Genomic DNA, 20,017 nt, shown 5'->3' with positions numbered 1-20,017 from the left:
CACTTTTGTTATGCAAAAACTTAGAACACTTTTATTACAAACTTGATCATTTTGAGATTCTAGGTCTCTCATTAATTAACTGATTATTAGGAAAATTATTTTCGACATAATGTTACTTACAACTTCGCTATACTCCTATTAGCGTAATCTTCTCCTTTCTCTCTGGTCATACCAGTTATGTTGTTCATTAAAACATTAAATTTTTAATGCGTAAATAGCAAAATTTTGTCGATTGTACTCAATAATTTAACTGTTAAGTAAAAACACGAGCCAAAAACATTATACAAATATAATTAATTAAAAATTTCACCTCTGTAATTGTAATGATTACAAATTAATATATATAAGGTTAAAAAATAACTATTTTAGCTTAACCAAGAAATTATATTTTAGAAAAAATACTTATAGAATAATTTAATAGGTTTTTTTATACTTTTTTACCTTTATTTAGTAATGTATAATTGCATAAAACATAGATATATCATGTGATATATGTTACATTATTAATTTTTACGAAATATACCCTAATATCAACATTAATAAATATTTAAAATGGAGATATTAATCTATAAACTTGTTCATCGTTATAACCATATATTTTAAAATATAAAACAGCTGCAAAACTTTCTTAAAAATCCTTTGCAGCCTTCTGTTTTTTTGTTTTCTTTAGAAAAATAGTGTTTCAAGTTAACAATATGGTATAAACATTTCCATTGTGCTTTTGCTTGGATATATGTTTCATGGACTCTTCAAAAGCTATTTGTTTGAGCTGACGTCAGACTCGTTTGTCTAATTCAGAACTATACTGATAAATCCAGCGCCTAATTATTATTTAAAAAATAGATAAGCTTCGTTTCTCCATTATTTTTGCCAACTCCTGAAAATTGAAACTGTTCCGCTAACAAGATAATATCAGGTTGATCATACGTCTATTTAAATACAAGTTCCTTATCTAAACAAATCACACACTTTTTCTAGAGTAATAAGCTCAGTATTTTCAAGTTTTAGAGATTACTTACACCTATGTTTAAGTTTTTACATTGAAACCAAATAACAAGCCTATATTATTGTATATTTTTCACGGTACTGTCTAGGGGTCATGCTAGTAATTTTTTTGAAAACCCTCGTAAAATAACTTTGGTCATTAAAGTTTAGCCAAGCACAGATATCTGATAACGAATAAGTAGTTAGAGTTAATAATTTTTTTGCTTCTTCCACTCGTTCCCTTTGAATATATTCACTTAAAGTAATTCCCATTTCTTTTTTAAATAGTTTAGACAGATAAGTAGGGGTAATTTCCAAATGATTAGCAAGTTCATTGAGAGTTATTCCATCGTAAACATTTTTATTAATATGTTTCATACATGTAGTAACCGCGTATGAATACTTTTGTGCATTGTATTCTTTCACACGATCTGCAAAGGTACGTAAAGCGTCTCCTGACAATCGCTTTGCAGATTCTACGTTATCTAATTGTTCCAGAGTTTGTATATATAAAATACTATGAGCAAAAGCAATATCTGGTGGCAGGTTTCCTTCTATCGCATATCGAGTAGCTAAGGTAATCGCAATAATTCCAAGGTTTTTTTGGTTCCTGAGCGGATCCTCTATTAACATCAGTTCAACATCCTCTTGTGAAACTGCATACATATACTGTATTAACTTTTTTTTATTTCCTTCTTTGATAGTCAAAAAGAAATCATTTACTAATGCCATGTTGTGAGTTTTAGGTTTGTTTTGTCGGCGTTTTAAAATATATAAATCAGGTTTCACAATTTTATTAGGAACTTCCTCTAGTACTTTATTTTTTTCTAAAACAATACCTACATCTAACTTTTCATTGAAAATCATGTAATGTAATAAAATTCCCATATCAATTAATGTAGTTTTTTTAATCTCAGATAAACACTGATAATAGGCTAGTCTTTCTTGAATTTTATCATTTGATTTAAATTCTTTTTGAAGTTTTATGGTCATATCATCTGAACCTTTTGGATGTATAGTGGGACCGATAATAATAGTCCCTTTAATGTGATCATGATTTTCTATATGTATTAGAACAAAATTTTCAAGATAGCTGTTACATCTGAAAAGTGGTAAGTTAAAGGGATCGTTTTCTTGATAAATATCACTAAGATGTTCTTCTTTTGAAGAATAAAAAGGACTATATATATCATCAGATGTAGAATGATATAAAATTTTTTTGTCTGTAGATAAAATATGTACAGGGGCATTAAATGCTTTATGTGCAAGATCACACAAGTGTTGTATATCGATAGAAGTATTCATTACATTCTCCTTTTAAGTAAATTATTTGATAAATTTCCGCATTGTTCCTTTTATAGTTTCATAAAATATATTCTGCTAGGTATAATTCACGACAAATAATACTATAAAATATCAAATTAGTACAATTAACGACAAAATATTACTATATCTTTTTTATGAAAATCATATATTATTTAATTGTAATTAGCATCTAAATATCAGAGTAGATAAGAAAATGAAATGAACGAAGGTCATTTCTTAATTCTACAAGATCTAATCATTACACTTGAGAAAACAGTGAAGAACATACAAAATACAGTGGTACTCAATGCGAGGACCAAGCTGGAAAAAAGATTCAAAATACAGCGAAAGTAACAGGAGATACTGTACCACCGCAAGAACCAACAAACAAAATTTCAATTCAATTACTTGTACAAATTGAATTCCAAAAATAGATAATGCTAATTTAAATGTAAAACTGAAAACCTACTGTGTTTCAAATTTTAGACAAAGATAACAAAAAGTCGGGAAATTAACAACAGAGGACAATGATAAGACTATTTATGAACCACTATGCTTCGGAAAGTACACGTTGGAAGAAATTCAAGCACCAAATAGGTCTACGTTATTTAAAGATCTAATTGAGAGAAGAATCTTATCATCAGTACAAAAATAAAAAAAGAAAACATAAAAAACGAATAGAATATTTAAAATTCTGGCGATATAGGGACAACTATTTTTATCTAATCCCCCACAATATTACTGGTCCCAACATTAGTTTTATTTTCCACAAATGAGGAAGAAATATATAGATTTCAAAAATACTAGGAATTGCAGAGGAGATAGAACATATGAATAAACTTTATTTATATGTTGTTCATCTTTGTATTATTAATCTTTATGCTACCTAGCTCGAATACCGCACCACATCAACATATTCTTAATTTTCCACTTTATTTTTAATTAAGAATCAAAATACCTTTAAATGAAGTTGTATTATAGTTTATTAAATACTATAAATAAAAACAAAATGCTATTTAAACCTCCTCTGACTACTTATATGAGGGTTTTTCTCTAATGATACCTATGGTATTAACTCTACTTTAAAGGATCATTTTAAGAGAATTTGAGAAGCCATTTTTCTAGTTCACCATCAAAAATCTTGAAATTTATGTAAAAAAGAACCCGTTTTATATATAGTTTCTTTTTTTCATTTCTTTAACTTAGTCTAATCTATATTGGCCAGTTAATTGTTCCTCAGCCATTCGAGCTAAGTGTAATTATTCTAATCATTAACACCTTTTTCCTTTAAATTCTTTAGACCCTATCCTTGTTTATATGAATAGCTTTCTTATTCGAAAATAGATTTTTAAAAATTCCTACCCCTACAATTAATACACCTATTCCAACTAATTTATTTATTTGTATTGGAACGCTCTCCATTCCAAACAATCCGAATGTATCAATACATAATGCAACAACTAATTGTGTAATAAGACTAATTAACACCGTATACGCTGGACCTAAACTCTTTATTGCACCCATTATACAAATAATTAATCCAATGCCAAACAATCCGCTTATATAAAACAAATAATTTGTAGTGTAAAAATTAATGCTAATACTTTTCTCTGTTATGATATAAAATAGACCAGAACTTATGAGACCTATTCCAAGAACACATGCAGTTGTTAACCACTGTCCTACACATTCATTGACCTTTGTGTTAAAAATAGATTGTAAGCTAATTAATACTCCAGCAAATATAGCTAAACTAAATCCAATCAAAATATTCCTCTCCCTTTCATTGCTCATATATATTATCTTTAGCAACTTCCTTCATTCTAGAAAAATCTTTAATTACGATAACTCCATTTTTCTTTTCAATTAATTTTTCTTTATTTAATTTCTGTAACACCCGAATTACGTGCCTATAACTTACTCCTATAAAATCAGCAATACTTGATATGGAAGTTGCATCTAAATCCTCTTTATACATATTTCCGTTACTATCGGTTGAAATTGATAGTAAATAACTAGCTACACGCACTTCTACTGGATAAAGTAAATTTAGAGCTGTAAAACGGGTCGATATTTTTAACGTGTTCGCAATGTTTTCAAGCAAGAAGTTCATAAATATAGGATCATGTAATAACTTGTTTCTAATAACCGTATTAGAAATGGAGATAGCTACAACATCTGAACACGCTTCAACGACATTATGAGTCTTGCTTTTTTGTATTAATTCAAGATCACCAACAACCGCCAATGGATTGATAAAGCGAAGAATTAGTTTCTTTCCTTCTGGTGTAATCGTATAAACTTTTACTTTACCTTTCACTACAAAATATAAACGATCCATTTCGTCATCTATATTGCAAATAAACTTGCCTTTTTCAAAATGATTTATTTGAAAATAAGCTGTATCTATTTCTGAAAAAATCTCAAATATTTTATTAGTTTTCAAATAATGAATAATTAAATCTGATCTATTCTCCATTCTCATTTCCTCCTTCTATTTACATATTAAATATTACAATCCCTATAATCATTACTATTGTTCCCACAATATGATATCTCTCCATCTGTATCTTTTTTATATGGAACAGTCCTTTTATTTCAATGAAAGTTGCTGTTAACAATTGAGCAACCATAAGTGTGCTAGCTGTCAATGTAACCCCCATTGAATATATCGCCATAGTTTCTGCACAAATAATGAATCCACCAAATGCACCGGCTACTAAATATATTTTTTTCACACCCTTTAAATCCATTACTTTCTCTTCTTTCTTTAACAAAAATATAGTTACTGCAATAAGGAATCCAATTAAATGCGTTATAATACTCGTTGGCCATATGCCGATATGTGAACTAAGTTTCGCATTAAAGGTTCCTTGAAGTGTTATACATACACCAGCAAAAACAGCAAATACAATGCCTTTCAAAAAATCATCTCCTAATTTTTTATTTCTAACTTAATTAAAAGCTATGACCCTAAAAGGCAAAAGGACAAATGTCACATCACTATGAAAATAATTAGAAATGAACAAAAAACACATCTCAAAAATTTGAGATGTGTTTTTATATTTTTATTAATATATAATTTTTTACATATTATAACTACGCTACATTAACAGTCTTCTTCATAACAAACTTTGCAAATAAGAAACGCACAAGCGGCCCCATAATAATTAATTGTAATGGATAAGCCATAATGAAATTTTTAATAAAAATTGAAAAATAACTTGAAACAAATGATTCCCCTTGTAGTCCACCATGTAAATACATCATAGCCATTCCGTAAAATGACATAAAGAAAACCATTCCGATTACCATAGCTGTAGCCATCGCTACTATAATATTTATTTTCTTCGATTTATTAAACGGTATCGCGAATACAATTTTTTTCGCACAAGGTCCAACGATACATATCTCAATTAATAACGCAATCATAAATCCAATTAGTAGTTCTAATGCGATCTCCTTAATATGAATTGGCCCTCCTGCTCCGTTCAATAATAAATTGTAAAACGTCATTACGATAACCATCCCTAGGCACATCATCATACCGAATTGGAGGTTTTCCTTTCTTGTTGTTGGCAACTTTCATCATCCCTTCTCTTTGAGTCTTTGCCATTATATCGATATTGGAAACTCCTTCGTAAGTGAACATTTTGTGAACATTTCGAAAGCGTTTACGTATATTTCTTTCACTCTTCACTCTAATCTTCCCATTCTATAACTGTATGCTTATAAAGGTTTTATATATTTCAATGTTGAATTACTAAATTTAACATTGAAATATATTACTACTAGGAGGATAACTATGAATGAAGCAGAATTTTACGCATATCACATCGTTACAAAGAAAAAAATGAATATCGGACAAATCATTCATTTTGATAAAAATCAAACTAACACTTTATATCACTTCTTTTTTGAAAGAGAACACTTAAATGCTACTGGCGAAGATTCTATTCAAATTTTAAAAAGCAATTATATAAATAACGAACTACATATAAATAATGAAAATGCTCAAGTAGTTATGAAATATACGGATCAAACAATTAGAGCCGTTAGGGAAACGATTGTCGAAATGGTTAGGCTGCAAGAATACCCTGAATACCCTTCAAGGTTGTCTTGCTTATATGCTTCTAAAAGCTATGAAGATGCTTTGAAATGGAAAGCGTTATTTGATTCTTACAACCGAGATGTTTTACAGATTGTTAAGCTACTAGTGAGTGGAAATTCTTTTGAAAGCGACGGAAATCTTTTACCAAAAGAAGATGGTATTTCTTTCTCCAGAAAAATTGAACAGGCTAGAGACTATTGGAAAGGAAATAGCAAAAGCGAATTACCTGAGCTACTGATTAATGGGAAAATTCAGGTGGTGGAAATTATCGATGATTTTTCCAAAATTAAAATTTAATTCTTGGCTAAATATTAGAGAATGGAGATTACAATGATGAAAAAGGTGTACTTCAATCATGATGGTGGTGTAGATGATCTAATTTCACTATTTTTATTACTCCAGATGGGTAATGTCGAACTTACAGGTGTTTCAGTTATCCCTGCAGATTGTTATTTAGAACCCGCAATGTCTGCAAGTCGTAAAATTATTGATCGCTTCGGCAAAGGTAATATCGAAGTAGCAGCGTCAAACTCTCGTGGAAAAAATCCATTTCCGAAAGACTGGCGAATGCATGCATTTTATGTAGATGCTTTACCCATTTTAAATGAGTATGGAAAAGTTGCAACACCTGCAGCAGCCAAACCTGCGCATCATCATTTAATAGAAACTCTTCTACAAACGGAAGGAAAAACAACTTTATTATTTACAGGGCCGCTAACTGACCTAGCCCGTGCATTATATGAGGCTCCTATAATCGAAGATAAAATTGAACGTCTCGTTTGGATGGGCGGTACATTTCGGACTGCAGGCAATGTACATGAGCCGGAACACGATGGAACGGCTGAGTGGAATTCGTTTTGGGACCCTGAAGCAGTAGCTCGTGTATGGGAGGCGAAGATTGAAATCGACTTAGTAACACTAGAAAGTACAAACCAAGTTCCGTTAACAATAGACATACGTGAACAGTGGGCAAAAGAGCGTAAATATATTGGTGTTGATTTCCTTGGTCAATGCTATGCGATGGTTCCTCCTCTCGTTCACTTTTCAACGAACTCTACTTACTATTTGTGGGATGTATTAACCGCTGCGTTTGTTGGGAAAGCTGACCTTGCACAGGTACAAACGATTAAAAGTATTGTTCATACATACGGACCTAGCCAAGGGCGTACAGTGGAAACTGATGATGGGCGACCTGTAAATGTCGTTTATAATGTAAACCACAATGGTTTTTTCAACTATATAACTGACTTAGCAAAGAAAGCTTCCACTTGAAATTCTATCAATACGAAAAATAAATAAAGTCGTATAGCTTCAGATGATGAGCCTGCAAAAAAATTCAAATTGGTTGCGGCTTAATATTTACTTATTAAAAAGAGTATTGAAGTAAACTTCAATACTCTTTTTGTACAGTTTAAGGCTATTTGATTAGAGTTGCGTTTTACAGGCTAACCATTTCATAACCATTTACAAAATACGTTATTGTTTCTAACTCATCTTCATTTAATTCTCTATCTAGCTCTTGTTTATACGCTGCCTTTATCTTCTCTTCATCGCCTTTATGAGCTTCTGTGTATGTTCCTACTGTTTTTAGCAATTGTATTTCTTGTAAAAATCCCTCCCGATCTATAGCCTCTCCATGAGAAAGAATATATGTCTCAGCATCAAATTTTTCTAGTTCATCTATTAATGTAACCATTCTTTTCGTCGTATAGTTCCACTTCGAAGAAAAAATATCTGCATATATACAGTCTCCTAAAAATAATATCTTTTCTTCTTTTATATACATAACAACAGAGTCATGTGAATGATCTCCGCCCACATGCTTTAGCACACATGTCACTTCACCAAGATCTAATTCAAGTTGATTCTGGAATGTTAAAGTTGGAGGAATAATTTTAATATTTCTCGCTTTTTCATTAAACTCTTTTTTGATACAATCCGCACAAAATTCAATTTCAGTACCCTCTTTTACACGTGTGTCCAACGCTTCATCTGTCCATTCATAAGAAACAAGTTTACTCATCTCTTTTTTCGTTTCAGAATGTGCAATAGACAATGCCTCTTGTAGTACAGGTAATCCAAAAATATGATCCCAGTGCCAATGCGTTAGTGCTACAAAATCAGGACTTGATACATTCTGTTCTTTTAACATTTCTAGAAATAATTGTGCATGTTCTTCTGAATTCCCCGCATCAATCATTAACGTTTTTTCTTTTCCAACTACCATCCCTAATATAGGTCTATCTGTTTCAGAAACAGGTGTCATATACCAAAATGAGTTTCCTATTTTTTTAATTTGCTGCATAATCAATTCCCCTTTTCATATTCCCACTTAAATTTAATATATAAATTATAACGAATTGCTAGTTTTTTCTCTATACTCAAACACAATTACTTGGACTAATCCAACTTAACTTTTCGTAAGCTAAAAATAAAGGAATACAATCGGAGTGTGATACTATGGAGCGTTTATGGATTCCAATGATTGTAACATTTTTTTCGTTCGGTGGATTACTATTAGGAGGTGTTGTTGGAGTTGCAACACGTCAACTAATTGAAGAAAAGATGCATCGTTTATACGCATTATGTGGTGGTATTTTGCTTGGCCTTTTATCCCTTGAAATTATTCCTGAAACATTTTCAGGCTATGAAATAACTGGTCCTATACTTGGTATAGCTATCGGTATTTTAGTTATGAGCTTATTAGATAACTATTGTCACCATCCAATAATACATAAAAAGGATCAACAAGCATGGCAAACATTCCTGTTTCTCTCTTTCGCTATATTTATTCATAATATACCGAGTGGATTTGCGTTAGGCACAGCTTTTATTAATCATGCTGACTCAGCCATTCCCTTTTTAATAGCAATCGTCGTTCACCATATTCCAGAAGGATTAGCTTTAATTATCCCCTTTCTTTTTACAAAACATAAATATATTTCATTTCTATTAACAACTTTATTACTTTCTCTTATTCTCGGTACCGGTACGGTGTTTGGCATTTTAATGGAAGGAAAAGCTCTTCATTTACAAGGTCTCATTATGGGAAGCGCTATCGGTTCACTTGGTTATGTCACAATTCATGAAATGCTTTGGAAAGCTAAGAAACAGCTCTCTTTCCTTACATTTCTCATGTGGGCAACTAGTGGTTTTTTACTAATAACAGTGTTTACTTTATTCGCTGGTCATCATTAAAGCTAAAAAATTTATTATTTGTATATTTTTCCTTTTTCTCCAAAACATAATGTTATCTACCTATTATGAGGAGGAACAATTATGTTTGGGAAAACAGCTGGTGAAGCATTAGTTGATTTATTAATTGACTGGGGAGTAGAACATATATACGGTATGCCTGGAGACTCTATCAATTCTATCATTGAAGCTTTAAGAAAAAAACAAGATAAAATTAAATTCATTCAAGTTCGCCACGAAGAAGCTGGCGCATTAGCAGCGGCCGCTTATGCGAAATTAACAGGGAAACTCGGTGTTTGTATGGCAATCGCAGGACCTGGAGCTATTCATTTATTAAACGGTTTATATGATGCGAAACTCGATAAGGCTCCTGTGCTAGCAATTTCAGGACAGGTAGAAACCGATTTACTCGGAACGGATTTTTTCCAAGAAGTAAACTTAGAAAGATTGTTTGATGATGTTGCAGTGTATAACCAGCGCATTATGTCAGCGGAGCAACTACCTGCTGTAGTGAATCAAGCGATTCGTATGGCCTATACGAAAAAAGGTGTATCTGTTCTCACTATTCCGGATGACGTTCCGAAATTCGAAGTAAAAAATGGGGCTCGTGTTACAAACACTTCTTTTACATTGCCTGAGCTATTTCCGCAAAAAGAAGATTTAGATGCAGCGAAACTCGCAATAAATGAAGCGACAAAACCTGTTATTTTAGCAGGTAAAGGCGCAAAACATGCAAGAGAATCTTTACTTGCATTCGCAGAACATATCGGCGCTCCAATCGTACTTACATTGCCAGCTAAAGGAATTGTTCCTGATGAACACCCACTTTGCATCGGTGGATTAGGATTAATTGGAACGAAACCATCTTATGAAGCAATGAAACACGCGGATACTTTAATTATGGTGGGTACTTCTTATCCGTTCACTGGTTTCTTACCTGAAAAGGCAAAAACAATTCATATCGATACAGATCCTGCCCAAATCGGGAAGCGTTATGTGACAGATATCGGCTTAGCCGGTGATGCTGATAAAACATTAAAATGGTTAATTGAAAATGTAGAAAAACACGAGGACCATTCCTTCTTAAAGCATCATCAAGAAATGATGAAAAAGTGGGAAGAAAAATTACACGGTCAGGAAGAAGATTCCTCTACTCCAATTAAACCACAACGCGTTATGCATGCATTGCAGCAAGTAGCAGAAGATGACGCCATTCTTTCAGTTGATGTCGGAAATGTAACGGTCTGGACAGCAAGGCACTTCCGTATGACGAACCAGCAATTTATCATTTCAAGCTGGCTCGCAACACTTGGCTGCGGTTTACCTGGTGCACTTGCTGGAAAAATTGCGTTCCCGAATAAACAAGTATTTGCAGTTTGTGGTGACGGCGGATTTGGAATGACTATGAACGATTTTGTAACAGCTGTAAAATATAAACTACCAATCGTTGTCGTCGTATTGAACAATAATAAAATTGCCATGATTAAATTCGAACAAGAAGTTATGGGTAATATCGAATTTGGCACCGATTTAACAAATCCAGATTTCGCAAAATATGCAGAGGCGTGCGGCGGTATTGGCTACCGTATTGAGAAATTAGATGAACTACTACCTGCTTTCGAAAGTGCAGTAAAACAAAACAGGCCGTGTATTATTGATGTAGTTGTAGATGTAAACGAAGCACCAATGCCAGCAAAAATCACATTTGGTCAAGCAGCTGGTTATACGAAACATATGATAAAAGAATTATTTGAAGAAGGTAAAATTGATTTACCTCCACTTTAAACGAAAAAAGATAGCTGAAAACGATTTGTCTTCAGCTATCTTTTTTTATTTTTGTACCTCTCTATAGAATGAAAAATCATTCATAGTCGGTTGTATTTGTTTCTCTACTTTCCCTTTTTTCTTTTCCCCCTTCGGCCTTCTCACATTTCCTAATTTAATCGCATCTTGCATACTATTACTAATCAAATTTCCAGATAAGATTGTCATACTATAAAAAAGAATTGGTATGACCACGATCCAAGTATGAGTAGTTAAATGGCGGAAGTTTTGACCAATTAATCCTGTCCATTCTTTTGTTACACTATCTGCCTCTGTACCAAAGATTATTGTTCCGCCGAAAAACAGTTCTAACAAACCAAGATGTAAGAGAAGTAATAGGGTGCTTACAAATTGCTGGGCTACTAATAAAAGAAATGATGGTAATATATGTGGCCATACATGGCGTTTCAACCGCTGCCACTTACTCCCTCCGAGCACAGTAGCAGCCTCCTCTCCACTTTCAAACATTAAAACTTCATTTAACATAAAATAGGAAATCATAATCATCGGTACAATACTAAACGGATCAAAAAAAGATGAGATAACTGAAAATGAGCGTTTACTGTACATACCAAGCAATAAACCAATAGTTCCGCCAATTACTACACGTAAAATTGCGATAACGATACTAGCACCAACTGTCCATTTCGCTCCTTCTATTATTAACTGAAAAAGGTCACGTCCTTTCTCATCGCTTCCAAACCAAAATTTACTCGATGGTGAAAACGGAGCAGCCTCTAATTCTCCTTTTTCGTTATACATCATCGTTAATTCACGAATATTTCCGTCAAAAAACACCGTATTTCCAATACTAACAATCATTAATACACTCAAAAAAGTAACACCTAGCCAAAATCTCACATCTCTTTTTACAACTTGCCACATGTTACACACGCTCCTTTATAACATTTTTTAAAAGCGTATGTAATAAACGAAATAGTATAAAAAGCGGTACGTATAATATAACTAAACTCACTGTAAATATTTCTAATTTGGAATTTTCTTTTACAAAAACAAACATGCCGTACGTATTAAATAGCCATTCAATAATATATAAATTTGATAACATAAATAAAATATTTGTTTTTGCATAATAGACTGTTGTTAACAAGACATTTCTTGAAATATGGTGCGTCAAAACATGTCTTAAACTCAGTCCTTTACTCTTTGCAAATATGCTATAATCTTTCTCTAATTCTTCTCTAAAACGTAATAATAGTAGCTTCATAAATAATAACGTTGTAGGTATAGCAAGACATATTATTGGTAACATACGAGCTCTATCCTCACCAAATCCCGCATGTTTCACTGGCATAAATCCTGTTTTTTGAAAGATAATTACTACTAGAAGTTGAGATAATAAAATTAATAAAATGTCCGGGATACTTTCCAGTGCGACGAAAACTCCATTCCATATACGTTGCTTTGATTGAGAGCGCTGCAATACCCACACAACGATAACATACGCAATGAGTAAAGAAAGTATAAATGCCGAAATAAATACAAACATTGTCTCTACATAATGTATCCATATTTGTGGAAATAACTTTCTTGAGTTCCGAAATCCATAAGTAATTTCACCTGGTTGTAGTAACTTCTCCCCAAGAAACAGAACTGTGTCCCAAAAACCGATTAAATCAATTTGCAGTCCTTTAAATAAACGCGGAAGTGCTCCTAAAAAAGGATACAAATAAGTGCCGCAAATAATTGTAAACATGTAACTCCACACCACTTACCAATTCGAATGAACATAACTATTATCCTTTCCATTTAAATGAATATTCAGAATTAAAATCTATGTATAGTACCTATACCTTTTAACAAATTAACTCCTCTTTCTAAAAAACATAGCAATTCCCGTCATTTTTTGGAAGTTTTATTATATCTTTCGACCATTATCCAACATTTTCCTTCCCAATCAATTCCATACTATAAAAAAGCACTTATTTTTAAACTAAGTGCTTTTTGTATTTAATTCTATTTTACGAATGTATGACACATCCACTCATAAAACTTTTCCTTTTCTTCAAATTGAGGGTAATGTGCTGAGTTTTCAAAAGCTATAAATTCCTTTTGATCCGCTTCAATCAAATCAAAATATTTTTTAGCTGCATGAAATGAAGTATTATAGTCATATTTACCCATAAGAAAATAAAATGGTAGCTTTAGCTTAGTTACTTTAGTAGGTAATGGATTCTTTAAATCTTTTTCTAATAAGACAGTTTGGGAATGTGATAATCCAACGTTATAACGAATTACGTCTAACAAGTTATATTCATTACTAAGTAACATCTGAATGTTATCACCATCTGGATTTTCAATGAGTCTTGATGTTCCACCATATTTTGCAACATAATCTCTCGGAGTGTATGTATCGCCGTTTTTAATTTTTTCGGTTAACTCTTTTAAATATGAAACCTCCTCCGCATTCCCCCCATTTTGCGCCTGTTCAATAACGTATTTTAAACTATCCCTCTCACTTTCTACTGTGTCACTCATCTGCCCTATACCAACATACGCTTCATATTTTTCAGGAGCTTTATAGGCAGCTTGCATTCCAATATATGTACCGTAAGAATGCCCAATTAATATTACTTTTTCTTTACCGAGACGTTTTGAAACATAATCTGTCATAGCTAATAAATCTTCTACAAGTAGGTCTGATGATAATTTCGAATAGTCTTCAAAAAAATGATACGATTTCCCACTTGCCCTTTGATCATAATTAACAACTGTGAATTTCTCTTCCAATAAGTATTGATATTTTTGAGCATATGGTATTTCCGAAGAACCTGGTCCACCATGAACAAAGATAATTACTGGATTCCTCTTATCTTTGCCACGTATCATAATCTCATGACCACTTCCATTTATCTCTACTTGTACTAATGTACTTATACTGTTATTACTCTTTATTTGCGAAGTCCATGTAGGAAATATTAGTGCTATGGTTAGTAATAGTATAGTAATGACTCCAATAAGTTTTATTGATTTTTTTATCTTTTTCATAATACGCTTCCTTTCTGTTAAATTTATAAAATATCAATTTATTTCTGCAAAACTACCTCAAGAAAATAAAAGTACAAAACAAGTACACTTTCCAATTTCATCTCAATGTTTTTGTACATTATTAATGTCCCATACACATCTTAACTTTCCGCTATATAACCCCTTAATATTTTCTTAATTTCCAATATTTTATTATTATGAAGACTTGATAACGTCTTGCATACACGTATTTATGTATCACAAACATAGAAAAAAGCCCTTGTTTTCAAAACAAGGACTTTTTTCATAAACTATTTCGCTACCTCTTCTTTCGGCATTACCATACCTTTATACAATTGAACAGTTATCCAGTAATAGATAAAATAAATGACTAAGAATATTCCTATCGGCACCCACACTTTTACAAACGGGTCAACTAAAATAAAGCTGAATAAGTTAAGCCCTACTAAAACGTGGGAAATTCCAATGATTGCTGGGAAGATAAATAAATATGAAATTTCTTTATATATACTTTTCGTTAACATACTACGTCTCACACCGATTTTTCGTAACATTTCATAGCGGCGTACGTCGCGAGAAGCACCTGTTAATATTTTGAACATAAGGGAACTTGCCATCATTGCTAAAAAGGCAATTCCGAGGAAAAATCCCATAAACATTGTTCCGCTCATGAAGCTGTTCATGAACTGATAAATTGTCATTTTCGTAAATAAATCTACCTTTGCACCTGTTGCTTTTTCAATTTGTTCTTTTTGTCTCTTGTCTATTTCGATCAACAACGGTTTATATTTTTTCATATCATCTACTTTTGCAAATGTTACAGTATGTTCTGTTCCTTGAATTCCTTTATAATGCTCTTCATCAGCAATTCTTACAGGCTTTCCGCTAAATTGATTATGTGTAATTTGTATTTCTCTTACAACCGCATCTTCCCAATCTTTTGGCATACGAGGAAGCTTATTCGCTGCTTCGGGAGCTTCCAAAGCAGAATATACAGGTTCAGTTAAAGGTTCAGCCACCCGTTTACGCGCAGGCTCTTTTAAAGTTTCCATATTAAAGCGGTCGGAAATAAGTGGCGGTTTCGCAGTTAAATCGTCACGTAAGTAATACACCGCTTCTCCATCTACTTTATACTTATACTTGCTTTCTTCAACTATTTCCATTTCCTTTAATGCTGCTGTATCTTGATCATTTGGATCATGAATTACGACATCATATACACGTGAGAAATCTGTCATAATGCCTACATTTTTTTGAAATGCCATACCTGCTGTCATTGCCCCTGCACCTAATGCAATTAACATCGCTACAGTTCCTAATACTCTCGATAAACTATTTACTCGAAAGCGTAACTGTGCATATGTAAAACTATTTAAGCCCATTTCATTTCGTTTTTTATTTCCCTTAATTTTCATCACAAAAAATGGGAGCAATGAACTAAAAATAAAGTACGTTCCAAGTGTTGTAACAATCGTCGCTATTATAAAACCAAGTTCAGCATATGTTCTTATATTTACCATAAAATAATACCCTGTACTTACTAGTAATACACCCAGTACTGTCATTATAATAATGCGAGTTTTACTTTTCTTTACTTCATCTAGTGTTTCATCTTCACGAATTAACTCTAGTTCTGTTTTACGTAACAATCGAATGCTATTCATTATACCCGTAATGAAAAATAGTATTAAGAAGAAAATAGATGTAACTAAAATAGCTGGTGTGTATACAGATGCGTAACTACCTTTTGCTGAAATTTCCATGCCATTCATTAAAAAATTTCCTGCTACACTTGCAAGTAACATTCCTACTAAAATACCGATAATAATACTGACAATACCCATACCGAATGTTTCAATAAATAATAACTGTGCTACTTTTTTCTTTTTCGCTCCAAGCATCATATACATACCAAGTTCTTTTCTTCTTAATGTAAGTAAAAAAGAATTGGCATATATAATATAAAATACAGTTATGAAAGAAAGTAATATTGCACCTACCCAGAAGACGAGTCTAATACTACTAATGAGACTATTACCTTTTGTAAATTCACTGTTCATCGCCATCGTTTGGAACATATAGAAAATACTAATACTAATAACGAGACCAATCAGTAAAACCATATAATCCTTTAACATCTTTTTCATACTATGACGTGATAATTTAAATAACATTGTTTCGCCCCCTACTTAGACTCAGCAGCTGAGCCCATATGAGCGAGCACACCTAAAATGTCTTGATAGAAATTCTCTCGAGTACCTTGACGATTTAATTCTTTATAAAGAAGACCATCTTGAATGAATAAAATACGCTCACAGTAACTTGCACTAAACGCATCATGTGTAACCATCAAAATACTTACATTGTGATTTTCATGTAAATCTTGCATTGCTTCTAATAAACTTTTTGCATTTTTACTATCAAGTGCTCCTGTTGGTTCATCTGCTAATACGATTGCCGGATTATGTACTAAAGCTCGTGCTGCCGCTGTTCTTTGTTTTTGCCCACCAGAAACAGCAGTCGGATATTTTGTTAAAATTTCAGTAATTCCTAATTTCTTCGCAACCTCATTTACTTTTCCTGTAATCTCACTTGACGGTACACCTTGCAAAGAAAGAGGCAAAGCAATATTTTCATAAATTGATAAGTTTTCTAGTAAGTTAAAATCTTGAAAAATGAATCCTAATTTTTGAGAACGAAAATCTGATAATGCATTCCCCTTCATAGAAGTAATATTTGTACCAGCTATCGTCACACTACCACCTGTCGCTTGATCCAGTGTACTAATCACATTAAGTAAAGTCGTTTTTCCAGATCCAGAAGGACCCATGATCCCGACGAATTCCCCTTCCTTAATATGTAATGATACGCCTCTTAATGCTTTTGACTGATTCTCATTTCTTTTCCCATACGTTTTTTCTACACTTTCTACAGTAACTACATTTGTTGACATTTCTTTCACTCCATCCCTTTTGTATAGTATTATTTTTTCATATAATTCTTATTTTTCACTCATGTAAAATCTTACTATTTTTTAGCTTTTCAAACAGAAAGAGATGCACAAGTAACATGAACCTTTTTCCTCCTTCATATTCTCACTTTTCTAAAACTCGTTCATTCGATTTCTCTTACATTTACCTTACATTTTTGTAAGGTAAACAAGAAAACACACCAAATTCTAATGGTGTGTTTTCTTGTTAATCAATATTTTTTATTCTTTATTTCCTCTTCCATACTTGCCGCAAATACATCTAGCGCAACAACTTCTGACTTTTCTTCCCCATATTTACGTACATTTACAGATCCGTTTTCCATTTCCTTATCCCCAATAACAAGAACATAAGGAATTTTTTGCATTTGTGCTTCTCTTATTTTATATCCTAACTTTTCGTCTCGCACATCTCGTTCAATACGAACTCCAGCTTGTGCTAATTTATCTGCAACCTCATTTGCATATTGTACATGAACTGCATTTGAAACTGGAATTACTTTCACTTGAACTGGTGCTACCCATGCCGGGAACGCGCCTCCAAAGTGTTCAATTAATATTGCTAAAAAGCGGTCTAACGAACCTAAAACTGCTCGGTGAATAACAACTGGTCTTTTCTTTTCATTCTTCACATCTATATAATTTAAATCGAATTTCTCTGGCATTTGGAAATCAAGCTGAATTGTTCCGCACTGGTGACTTCTATTTAAGGCATCTTTAATATGGAAATCAATCTTCGGTCCATAAAATGCGCCGTCACCTTCATTTAGTCTATATTTATAATTCAATGACTGTAATACATTTTCTAATGCGGCTTCTGCTTGCTCCCACAATTTATCGTCACCCATTGAATCTTCTGGACGAGTAGACAGCTCCACTTCATATTCGAATCCAAAAGTTTTATATACGTAATCAATTTGCCCCATTACGGATTTAATTTCATCCTCAATTTGTTCTGGTGTTACAAATAAATGAGCATCATCTTGGCAGAAAGTACGTACTCTTAATAATCCGTTTAACGCTCCGCTAAATTCATGGCGATGCACTTGACCGAACTCACACATGCGAATTGGTAATTCACGATAAGAATGCAATTTATTTTTGAACATAAGCATGTGTCCTGGACAGTTCATTGGCTTTAATGCAAAACTTTTGTTGTCTACTTCTGAGAAATACATATTATCTTTATAATGGCCCCAGTGCCCTGATCTCTCCCATACTTCTTGGTTCATCATAAACGGAGTGCGTACTTCTTGATAATTGTATTCTTTTTGAATTTCTCTTAAAAATGCTTCTAATTCATTCCGAATAATTTGGCCTTTCGGTAAATAAAATGGCATTCCCGGAGCCTCTTCAGAAAACATAAATAACTCAAGTTCATTACCTAACTTACGGTGGTTTCTTTTTGCTGCTTCTTCAACAAAATGTAAATACTCTTCTAACTCTTTTTGAGAAGAGAATGCAACACCATATATACGCTGAAGCACTTGGTTATTACTATCACCTCGCCAATATGCACCGGAAACGTGAGTTAATTGAAATGCTTTCAAATAACCTGTAGATGGTACATGTGGCCCCCTACATAAATCTACAAATTCACCTTGTTTATATAGTGTTACACTTTCCCCACTAGGAATTGCTTCTAAAAGTTCTAATTTCAAGCGATCGTTCATTTCTTGAAACAGTTTTGTTGCTTCTTCTCGAGAAACCTCAACTCGTTCTATACTTATATTTTCTTTTATAATATTTCTCATTTCTTTCTCGATTTTTGGTAAATCTTCTACGTTTACACTACTTGGAAGATCCATATCATAATAAAATCCATTTTCAATAACAGGCCCTACCCCAAGATTTATATCACCATATAATCTTTTTACAGCTTGCGCTAAAATATGTGCCGCAGAGTGTCTTGCAATTTCTACTCCATCATTTGAATCTATAGTAATGATTTCTACTTCCGCATTTTCTTCAATATTTCGGCGTAAATCATATAACTGATCATTTACTTTCCCAGCGACTGCTTTCCTTTTCAAGCTACTACTAATTGATCCAGCAATTTCTTCTAAAGTAATTCCTTTTACAAATTCTTTAACACTACCATCCGGAAATTTAATTTCAATCATCTGTTCTTTCATTTTTCATCTCTCCATTTCATAATAAAAAGCACACTCATCCCTAAAATAGGGACGAGCGTGCTTTTACCCGTGGTTCCACCCAGATTCCCATTGTAAACATACAATGGCTTCTTTTACGGTAACGTCGTTTACACGGCACTAGATACTTCATTTCCCCAGTGCAGCTCTAAGGTGGTAAGTTATTTTTCTGCGTTAGGAAGTTCTCAGCTTTCCTTCCTTCTCTGTATAACCGGGTAAAATAACTCGTGTCCTTTTCTTCGCTTATTATGAAATTGAATGCAAAAAAGCATATTCATCCCTAAAATAGGGACGAATATGCTTATATCCGTGGTTCCACCCAGATTCCCATCACAAAAAACATAATGGCTTCTTTTGCGATAACGTCGCATACACGGCACTAGATACTTCATTTCCCCAGTGCAGCTCTAAGGTGGTAAGTTATTTTTCTGCGTTAGGAAGTTCTCA

The 20,017-nt window shown here is 32.9% G+C and carries 15 protein-coding genes, 1 pseudogene and 1 other annotated feature; of the genes and pseudogenes, 4 read left to right on the top strand and 12 right to left on the bottom strand.

Annotation, left to right across the window (positions count from 1 at the left end; translation table 11 throughout):
• Positions 1-1,059 precede the first annotated feature (1,059 nt).
• The 5 genes from JDS92_RS12710 to JDS92_RS12690 form a co-directional block, all read right to left on the bottom strand.
• A complete protein-coding gene (locus JDS92_RS12710; protein ID WP_087971222.1) occupies positions 1,060-2,289 on the bottom strand; it encodes a helix-turn-helix domain-containing protein in 1,230 nt (409 codons plus the stop codon).
• A gap of 1,296 nt (positions 2,290-3,585) precedes the next feature.
• Positions 3,586-4,056 (bottom strand): DMT family transporter, encoded by a 471-nt coding sequence (locus JDS92_RS12705; protein ID WP_000578999.1) that lies wholly within the window; start codon positions 4,054-4,056, stop codon positions 3,586-3,588.
• A 16-nt stretch (positions 4,057-4,072) separates the two neighbouring features.
• Positions 4,073-4,768 carry a Crp/Fnr family transcriptional regulator gene (locus JDS92_RS12700; protein WP_000431587.1) on the bottom strand — a complete coding sequence of 232 codons (696 nt, stop codon included), beginning with the start codon at positions 4,766-4,768 and terminating at the stop codon, positions 4,073-4,075.
• Positions 4,769-4,787: 19 nt separating this feature from the next.
• Complete coding sequence (locus tag JDS92_RS12695) at positions 4,788-5,213, bottom strand: DMT family transporter (RefSeq protein WP_098711635.1); 426 nt, start codon at positions 5,211-5,213, stop codon at positions 4,788-4,790.
• Positions 5,214-5,388: 175 nt separating this feature from the next.
• Positions 5,389-5,871: a DUF2798 domain-containing protein gene (locus JDS92_RS12690; RefSeq protein ID WP_001143399.1), complete on the bottom strand. Its 483-nt coding sequence runs from the start codon at positions 5,869-5,871 to the stop codon at positions 5,389-5,391.
• A 223-nt stretch (positions 5,872-6,094) separates the two neighbouring features.
• Here JDS92_RS12690 and JDS92_RS12685 point away from each other — a divergent pair, with 223 nt between their 5' ends.
• Positions 6,095-6,697 (top strand): DUF2441 domain-containing protein, encoded by a 603-nt coding sequence (locus JDS92_RS12685; RefSeq protein ID WP_001001039.1) that lies wholly within the window; start codon positions 6,095-6,097, stop codon positions 6,695-6,697.
• A gap of 33 nt (positions 6,698-6,730) precedes the next feature.
• Positions 6,731-7,672, top strand: a complete 942-nt coding sequence (locus JDS92_RS12680) for a nucleoside hydrolase (protein ID WP_140158648.1) — start codon at positions 6,731-6,733, stop codon at positions 7,670-7,672.
• A 166-nt stretch (positions 7,673-7,838) separates the two neighbouring features.
• On the opposite strand, the gene JDS92_RS12675 is transcribed toward JDS92_RS12680, so the two are convergent.
• On the bottom strand, positions 7,839-8,705 hold the full coding sequence (locus tag JDS92_RS12675) for an MBL fold metallo-hydrolase (RefSeq protein ID WP_097956733.1): 867 nt from the start codon (positions 8,703-8,705) through the stop codon (positions 7,839-7,841).
• A 155-nt stretch (positions 8,706-8,860) separates the two neighbouring features.
• Between JDS92_RS12675 and JDS92_RS12670 the strand changes: the two genes are divergently transcribed.
• Both JDS92_RS12670 and JDS92_RS12665 read left to right on the top strand, forming a co-directional pair.
• Positions 8,861-9,598, top strand: coding sequence for a ZIP family metal transporter (locus tag JDS92_RS12670; protein WP_199631993.1), 738 nt, complete (start codon positions 8,861-8,863; stop codon positions 9,596-9,598).
• A gap of 81 nt (positions 9,599-9,679) precedes the next feature.
• Entirely contained in the window at positions 9,680-11,380 is a 1,701-nt protein-coding gene (locus JDS92_RS12665) for a pyruvate oxidase (protein WP_199631992.1), read from the top strand.
• Between the two features lie 45 nt (positions 11,381-11,425).
• On the opposite strand, the gene JDS92_RS12660 is transcribed toward JDS92_RS12665, so the two are convergent.
• The 6 genes and pseudogenes from JDS92_RS12660 to thrS all read right to left on the bottom strand — a co-directional run bounded on the left by JDS92_RS12660 (position 11,426) and on the right by thrS (position 19,552).
• Entirely contained in the window at positions 11,426-12,304 is an 879-nt protein-coding gene (locus JDS92_RS12660) for an ABC transporter permease subunit (protein WP_199631991.1), read from the bottom strand.
• A 1-nt stretch (position 12,305) separates the two neighbouring features.
• A pseudogene (locus JDS92_RS12655) lies at positions 12,306-13,171 on the bottom strand (ABC transporter permease subunit).
• 225 nt (positions 13,172-13,396) lie between these two features.
• Positions 13,397-14,428 (bottom strand): alpha/beta hydrolase, encoded by a 1,032-nt coding sequence (locus JDS92_RS12650; protein ID WP_199631990.1) that lies wholly within the window; start codon positions 14,426-14,428, stop codon positions 13,397-13,399.
• Positions 14,429-14,718: 290 nt separating this feature from the next.
• Entirely contained in the window at positions 14,719-16,602 is a 1,884-nt protein-coding gene (locus JDS92_RS12645; protein WP_199631989.1) for an FtsX-like permease family protein, read from the bottom strand.
• Positions 16,603-16,613: 11 nt separating this feature from the next.
• On the bottom strand, positions 16,614-17,381 hold the full coding sequence (locus tag JDS92_RS12640; RefSeq protein WP_000106414.1) for an ABC transporter ATP-binding protein: 768 nt from the start codon (positions 17,379-17,381) through the stop codon (positions 16,614-16,616).
• 248 nt (positions 17,382-17,629) lie between these two features.
• A complete protein-coding gene (gene thrS, locus JDS92_RS12635; RefSeq protein WP_199631988.1) occupies positions 17,630-19,552 on the bottom strand; it encodes a threonine--tRNA ligase in 1,923 nt (640 codons plus the stop codon).
• A 44-nt stretch (positions 19,553-19,596) separates the two neighbouring features.
• Positions 19,597-19,819: a binding site (T-box leader), on the bottom strand.
• Between the last annotated feature and the right edge of the window lie 198 nt (positions 19,820-20,017).

The organism is Bacillus cereus group sp. N12 (genome assembly GCF_016483575.1).
GTDB lineage: Bacteria > Bacillota > Bacilli > Bacillales > Bacillaceae_G > Bacillus_A > Bacillus_A toyonensis.
Note: the sequence above shows the minus strand (reverse complement) of the source record. Positions and strands in the feature narration are given on the sequence as shown.